Origin of the sequence: Flavobacterium sp. F52 (assembly GCF_000278705.1) — a bacterium.
Lineage (GTDB): Bacteria > Bacteroidota > Bacteroidia > Flavobacteriales > Flavobacteriaceae > Flavobacterium > Flavobacterium anhuiense.
On the sequence record NZ_AKZQ01000047.1, the window covers coordinates 1 to 7,410 of the forward strand.

Consider the following 7,410-nt stretch of genomic DNA (forward strand, 5'->3'; position numbering starts at 1 on the left):
AACTAACTAACTAACTAACTAAATTCTTAAAAAAAACTAATCTCTCTAAGCAACTTCTCCCTCACCGCTCGAATTAAAAAAAGAAGCAATTAAAAAAATATGCATTTATCATTGCAAAAATTACATTTTTTTTATGATCTAATTTGAAACACTAAGGCAAGGCAAAAGTATTTTAAGGCTTATTAAAACATAAAAAACGAAAGAGATGGCCGGCAGGTCATCTCTTTTCTATTCAATAACTTTAATTTAATATTCTTTTTGAGTTAGTTATGTGGATATATTATCAAAACACCTAATCTGTAACACTGCCAAACATCTTCAAAAAAAGAAAGAAAGCCTTACGAAAGCATTCCAACTATCCATCTACGCCTTCCTTTAATTTATGCTTTATTGGTTATTTTAAAAACCTCTTTAATTGGCATTGTAAACTATGACTGCAAATTTTAATGCTAAATGTGGGATCCCGTAATAAAAACTTACAAAATCTCGGTAGATTTGGCACTTGAATGTCTAAAAAAACAAAATTTTAACATTTGCAAAATGAAAGAAAAAAACTATCATAAATATTTAATTATTAAGTTTTTACGTGTTAACAATTGAAAAAAGAGAATATTTACAGTTGTTTTTTAAGTTTTTTCTTAAATTAAATATTTGTTTTTCTAATTAATAATCCTACTTTTGAACAGCTTTTTCTTTAAAGTATTACTAACAAACTAAGTGCACTAGTTCAAAAGAATCACTTTAAATGTTAAAGTCTTAAGCATTTTATTATTAACTAACAAAAATCAGAAAGATGAAAAAATCTAAAATCAGCCTTAGCGGGGTTAAGGAAAAATTATCGAGAAAAGAAATGAAAAGAGTAAGCGGAGGCAGTTATCCGCCAGATCATGTGTGTACTGTATGTTACAAACAAATGTGGGAATGGTGGTGTGATCTATCATACGGCTGTTAATAACCAATTAAAAACCTTTGAGATAAAAATCGAAGGTTTTTTTGATTTTCCTTATTTTTACTAAAATGAAGCGCTTTAGCATATTCTTAGAATTTTACAAAAGTACACTGCCCTTAAGCTGGGGCACTGCAGTGCTTTGCCTTTTATTTAATTTTAGGATGGCAACATTTTGTTTTGTTTTCTGCACATTTGGCTTTATCGCAGCTTTACTGTATAAGGAATATTACAGAAAAAATGATTTTTTCTTTTATTACAATAGCCGAATGTCAAAAAGGCACTTATATGCTGCAACATTCGCCCTTAACGCGCTAATATCAATAATAACCCTGATCCTAATCAATGCATAACAATTTGGAAGTTGACAGTATCGTCAAAAATTATGGAACAAGAACGGTCCTTTCCGATGTGCATTTAAAATGCGAAACGAGAGATATAATTGGGCTGTTTGGCAGAAATGGAACAGGAAAAACAACATTGCTAAAAATCATATTTGGAATTGAGCCTGTCCAATATAAGCATTTAAAAATCAATGGCATACTCTGTTCTTCTCCGTACCTTTTAAAGGAGTGCATATCTTATCTTCCGCAGTTTAGCTTCATTCCCAAACGTTTCACCGTAAAAAAAGCCGCAAAACTTTTTTTAGGAATAAACAATAACGATAATTTCTTCAATGACATCAATATATCCAAGATAGCAGGCAATAAAATAAAAGATCTCTCGGGCGGGGAACTCCGCTACCTTGAAATAAAACTGGTTCTATCGCAAAAGAGCAGATTCGCAATGCTTGACGAACCATTTGCAGGCCTTTCCCCTATTATAATTGAAGATATCAAAGAGTTGATTGCCAAGTCAGCGGAGACTAAAGGGATCATAATTACCGATCACAATTATTTGGATGTTCTGGATATATGCACAAAAAAATATTTGGTAAGGGACTGCAGCTGCAAGATTATATCAGACCAAGAAGACTTAAAGAAGTACGGCTATCTGTAGCCATAAATTAAACAAGATTACCTCTACAAAATAATATGCCTCATACCCTTACAAAAGAAAATTTCACTTACATTTTCCAATATCTGCAAAAAGAAGAGATTATTCTTTCAAAATCTGACTTTATTTTTGAATTCGAGTCACACAGCGAATTTCCTTCTATGCTAGCAATAAGTGACACGCTGAGTTTTTTTGAAATTAAAAACGCTGCACTAAAAGTCAGTGCTTCGGAAATTACAGACCTACCGGAATCCTTTCTAACTGTCTTAAGAGATGGTGAAAGCCACCCTAAATATCATTTCATTGAAAAAATCGGAGAAGATTATTCTTCTATTTCAGAAGGCGGTAGCTCAAAAATGTCACTATTGGAATTAGAAAGCAGATGGCTCAACGTTGTTCTGCTCGCGGAAAAAGATAATCAGCAGAAAAAAGCAGAATCAAAAAATTTCTTCAATGCATTTTTAGCCACCATAATGGGAATCTGCATATCTGCGCTTTTATTCAAGTCAAATTCTAGAGCTGACGAAAAACTATTTATCCTGCTTCCTGTTGCAGGAATTGTTTTTTCAGTTATCAGCCTTAAAAGTTTATTCGAAATAAAAAGCAGTATTGCTAATCGATTCTGCAGTTTAGGAGCATCCATAGATTGTGATGCCGTTACAGCTTCTAGCAAATGGAAATTGTTCAAAATACTAGATTTAAACACTTTAAGTATTGTTTTTTTTACATTTCAGCTTCTAGCCTTTTTCCCTCTTGCATTTTTAAAGCAGACAAATTCTTATTTTTCAGTACAGAAGATCCTTCTTTTTGCTTCAATTCCGCTTATTTTTGCTTCTGTTTTTTATCAGAAGTTCATAGTCCGAAAATGGTGCCCAATATGTCTAGCCATTATAGGCATATTGCTTTTTGAAATCAGTTGGATTTTTCATTTGGATTTTCAGGCAAATGTTAATTTCGAAGCAGTTTCATTGTGCGCGTTAACAGGAGCATCTTTGTTATTGCTTTGGAACGCAGTAAAAAGCATGCTTACAAAATTAAAAAGGCTGAAAGAGTCTGAAATAAAATCAAACAGATTTCAGCGTAATTATCAGCTATTCAGAAGCGCTTTGTTATCACAGAAAAAAATAGAGAGGCCGCGTGAAAGCCTAGTCCTTGGAAATGACGATTCACCGTTAGGCATCCTTCTTGTTTTAAGCCTGAAATGCCTGCACTGCCAAACAGCATATTCGGTTTTAAAAAATCTGCTTAATAAATATGAATCAATAAAGCTCAATATAATCTTTAAATGCGACTGGGAAAATGAAAATGAGAATATTCAAAAGGTCTATCTGTCACTTCTCAGCATCTACATTAGTGAGGGAGCGTACCGATTCGCCAAAGCCTTGGACAACTGGTTCGAAATAAGCAGTGCAGATCTTTGGCTTGAAAAATACAATTCCATCGTCTTCGATATCAAGCATGCGGATTTACTAAAATCACACTACAGCTGGTGTTTCGATGCAAAGGTAACACAGACACCATCAGTTTATATTATGGGATACGCATATCCGAATATTTATGATATTGAAAATATAGAATTTTTTATTAATGACTTGCTTGAAGACACCTTACAGACGTGAAAAAATTCCCCCATTACAAACAGGCAGATTTTAAAGACTGCGGTCCCACGTGTCTTAAGATAATTTCTAAACATTACGGAAGAATCATCAATATTCAAACATTGAGGGATTTATGCGATACCAATAGAGAAGGGAGCAATCTGATGTCATTGAGCGATGGAGCTGAAAAAATAGGCTTCAGAACTCTGGGCGTAAAAATATCATCAAAAAAATTGGAGGACCTGCCGCTTCCCTGCATTCTTCATTGGAACAGATGTCATTATGTGGTTTTATACGAGATCAAAAACAATGTCTATTACATTTCAGATCCAGCGCACGGAATCATAGAATATTCGGAAAATGATTTTTTAAAATTCTGGATCGGCGAGAATGCAGATGGAGATACCTCTGAAGGCATTGCCCTATTAATGGAAGCGTCTCCCAAATTCTACCAGAACACCGATGATGAAGAAAAAAACCGGACGTTCGGCTTTTCTCTATTATTTAAGTACGTCATTCCTTATAAATCATACATTACACAGCTTATACTTGGATTAACCGCCGCAAGCCTGCTACAGCTAATTATTCCTTTTTTGACACAGAGTGTGGTGGATGTCGGCATCCAGAATCAGAACATAAATTTCATCTATCTGATTTTAATTGCCCAACTATTTTTATTTATAGGCAAAACCGTACTTGAATTGATCCGCAGCTGGATACTTCTTCATCTGTCAGCAAGGGTTAACATCTCGCTAATCTCCGATTTCTTTATAAAGCTGATGAATCTTCCAATTTCATTTTTTGATGTACGGATGACTGGTGATATTATGCAGAGAATAAATGATCATCGTAGAATTGAAAAAATCCTGACCACAACATCACTGGATGTTTTATTCTCGACAATCAATATGATTATAATGGGGGGAATACTTGCCTATTACAATCTAACGATATTCGCAGTATTTTTTACCGGAAGCCTTCTGTATTTCCTATGGATTATACTTTTTCTAAAGAAAAGAAAAACATTGGATTATAAAAAATTCTCAGAAGTTTCACAGGAACAGAGTAAAGTTATTGAGCTTATAAATGGAATGCAGGAAATCAAGCTTCACAATGCAGAAAGGCAGAAGAGATGGGGATGGGAATTCATACAGGCAAGGCTTTTTAAAGTGGCTTTAAAAGGCCTTGCACTTGAGCAGACCCAGAATATCGGCTCCAATTTCATCAATGAATTGAAAAACATTCTGATCATTTTCCTTTCTGCAAAACTGGTTATAGACGGCAGCATTACCCTTGGGATGATGATGGCTATTAGCAGCATAGTGGGCAATCTCAATGGCCCAATCGTTCAACTGATAAATTTCATAAGGGAAGTGCAGGATGCGAAAATATCGCTGGCCAGATTATCCGAAATTCATGAGAAAGATGACGAAATCCTAGACAGCAAAGAAAAAATTACCGAAGTTCCGCAAGATGAAGATATAATAATAAAGGACTTATCGTTCAGATACATCGGTTCGGACACAAATGTTTTAGAAAATTTGAATTTAGTTATACCAGCCAATAAAGTCACTGCAATAGTAGGAACAAGCGGAAGCGGCAAAACAACATTAATGAAATTGCTTCTGAAGTTCTACAGCCCCAATTCTGGAAATATATCTTTAAATAAAATCCCTCTGGAAAGAATCGCCCAAAAAACTTGGAGGCATCATATCGGAACAGTAATGCAGGAAGGCTATATCTTTAATGATACCATAGCCAATAACATAGCGGTAGGTGTCGACATAATAGATAAAGATCGCCTACTCTATGCCGTTGACGTGGCCAATATCCGAAGTTTTATTGATGAATTTCCCCTGGGCTTCAATACCAAAATCGGCATGGAAGGCATTGGTATGAGCACCGGCCAAAAGCAACGTCTTTTAATAGCCAGAGCAGTCTATAAGAATCCCGAAATGCTGTTTTTCGACGAGGCAACTAGTGCCTTAGACGCTAACAATGAAAAGGAGATAATGAAAAAGCTAAACTTCTTTTTTAAGAATAAAACTGTGGTCGTAATTGCCCATCGATTAAGCACTGTCATAAGCGCTGACAATATTGTGGTTCTTGAAAAGGGAAAAATTGCAGAGATGGGAACCCATGACGAACTTGTACGACAGCAGAAAAGCTATTACAGGCTGGTGAAAAACCAATTAGAATTAGGAAATTAATTTTCAAAAAAGAAAAGTTTAATACAAATGAACGAGAACAAAGAAATTGAATTAAGAAGTGAGGAAATGCAGGAAGTGTTGGAGAAAATGCCAAATTGGGCAATCCGATACGGTTCTTTTGTTGTACTTATGATATTACTGCTGATTTTTTTCATCTCCTGGCTAGTGAAGTATCCTGATATCATAACAACTCAGGTAAGCGTAACGACCAATATACCGCCGGAAAAAATAGCCGCGAGGATATCTGGAAAAATTGAAGCTATATTAGTTGAAAACAACATTAATGTTTCTAAAGGCCAGCCAATAGCAGTGCTGGAAAGTTCAGCAAAATATTCAGATGTTTTTTTATTGAGGACCATTCTGGATACCATAAAGATCGGCAAGTCCAGATTTCCATTCGAAAAAATGAAATCTGCCCAGCTTGGAGATATCGAGGCGTCTTATGCGATGTTTCAGAAAGAATATCTTTCAGAACAGCTTAATAATCAACTACATCCATTTCAGATTCAAAGTGAAGCGCAAAGCGGCGAACTAATGCAGTTAAAAGAACGTCTTAATTTACTTGAGACGCAGAAAAGCATCAGCATGAATGAAATGGAGCTCCAAAGGAAAGATTTGAAAAGATATGAAAGCCTCTACAGTAAAGGCATCATCTCTTCTCAGGAACTTGATAAACATAAACTGGAATATTTCCAGGCCAATAGAGCCCAAAAAAGCCTTCTAAGTACAATTTCCCAAACAAAATCATCTCTTAACGAACTTCATAAGAATTCGAAAACAACCGAAATAGAGGCAGAAAAAGAAACCGTAAATTTGGAGAGAAATTTGATACAGTCTTTTTATCATCTCAAAAACGAAGTCAAAAGCTGGGAATTGAATCATGTTTTCACCTCCTCTGTTAACGGCCGAGTCTCATTCTTAGAATTTTGGTCTCCAAACCAGTCCGTAACGGCGGGGGACAATGTGTTTACCATTGTCCCGGTTAAAGAGAACCAATACATTGGCAAATTGAAAGCAGCTGCCCAAAATTCGGGAAAAATAAGGACCGGTCAGAAGGTGCATATAAGACTCCTCAATTATCCAGACAGAGAATTTGGTATAATAGAAGGAACTGTGAAAAACATTTCAATGGTTCCTGATAAGGACGGAAATCTATTAATTGATGTTTCGCTTCCAAAAGGATTATTAACTTCATACAAAAAAAGAATAAGCTTCCAGCAGGAAATGATTGGTAAGGCAGACATTGTAACAGAAGATCTAAGACTTATTGAGCGATTGCTGTACCAGTTCAGGGATCTGTTTAAAAATTAACCGCTTCCAACTGAGTTAAACCAATTTTCAGTACGAGTAGAGCAACAAGGAGAAAGCGCAAATTTGTAATGCATATTCTAGAAAAATTGCTTAGAAAAAACATTAACTTAGAAAAAGTGATAACCTTACTTTAAAAGACTACAGCAATCAAATTCGTCTTACAAATTATAACTAATTAATAATAAATTAAATAACTATAAATAAATTTACCAATTAAATCAGCCACTCCTTCTCCCAGCTCCCCATCACCGGCAAAAATAAAAATTAAAAAAATCTAAAATAAATAAGGGAAAGAGAGCAAGAAAAAAACAAAAATAAAAAATCGTACAACTAACTAACTAACTAACTA

At 35.0% G+C, this 7,410-nt stretch carries 5 protein-coding genes; all 5 read left to right on the forward strand.

The features are described from left to right. Nucleotides 1-793: 793 nt before the first annotated feature. The 5 genes from FF52_RS23505 to FF52_RS22940 all read left to right on the forward strand — a co-directional run bounded on the left by FF52_RS23505 (nucleotide 794) and on the right by FF52_RS22940 (nucleotide 7,061). Complete coding sequence (locus FF52_RS23505) at nucleotides 794-952, forward strand: TIGR04149 family rSAM-modified RiPP (protein WP_083847524.1); 159 nt, start codon at nucleotides 794-796, stop codon at nucleotides 950-952. 339 nt (nucleotides 953-1,291) lie between these two features. Further along, nucleotides 1,292-1,945: an ATP-binding cassette domain-containing protein gene (locus tag FF52_RS22925; protein ID WP_008469340.1), complete on the forward strand. Its 654-nt coding sequence runs from the start codon at nucleotides 1,292-1,294 to the stop codon at nucleotides 1,943-1,945. A gap of 35 nt (nucleotides 1,946-1,980) precedes the next feature. Then, nucleotides 1,981-3,561 carry a vitamin K epoxide reductase family protein gene (locus tag FF52_RS22930; RefSeq protein ID WP_008469341.1) on the forward strand — a complete coding sequence of 527 codons (1,581 nt, stop codon included), beginning with the start codon at nucleotides 1,981-1,983 and terminating at the stop codon, nucleotides 3,559-3,561. Next, nucleotides 3,558-5,750, forward strand: a complete 2,193-nt coding sequence (locus FF52_RS22935; protein WP_035692337.1) for a peptidase domain-containing ABC transporter — start codon at nucleotides 3,558-3,560, stop codon at nucleotides 5,748-5,750. Before FF52_RS22930 ends, FF52_RS22935 begins: the two co-directional genes overlap by 4 nt. Before the next feature lie 27 nt (nucleotides 5,751-5,777). Then, nucleotides 5,778-7,061: an HlyD family secretion protein gene (locus tag FF52_RS22940; RefSeq protein ID WP_008469343.1), complete on the forward strand. Its 1,284-nt coding sequence runs from the start codon at nucleotides 5,778-5,780 to the stop codon at nucleotides 7,059-7,061. Nucleotides 7,062-7,410 lie beyond the last annotated feature (349 nt).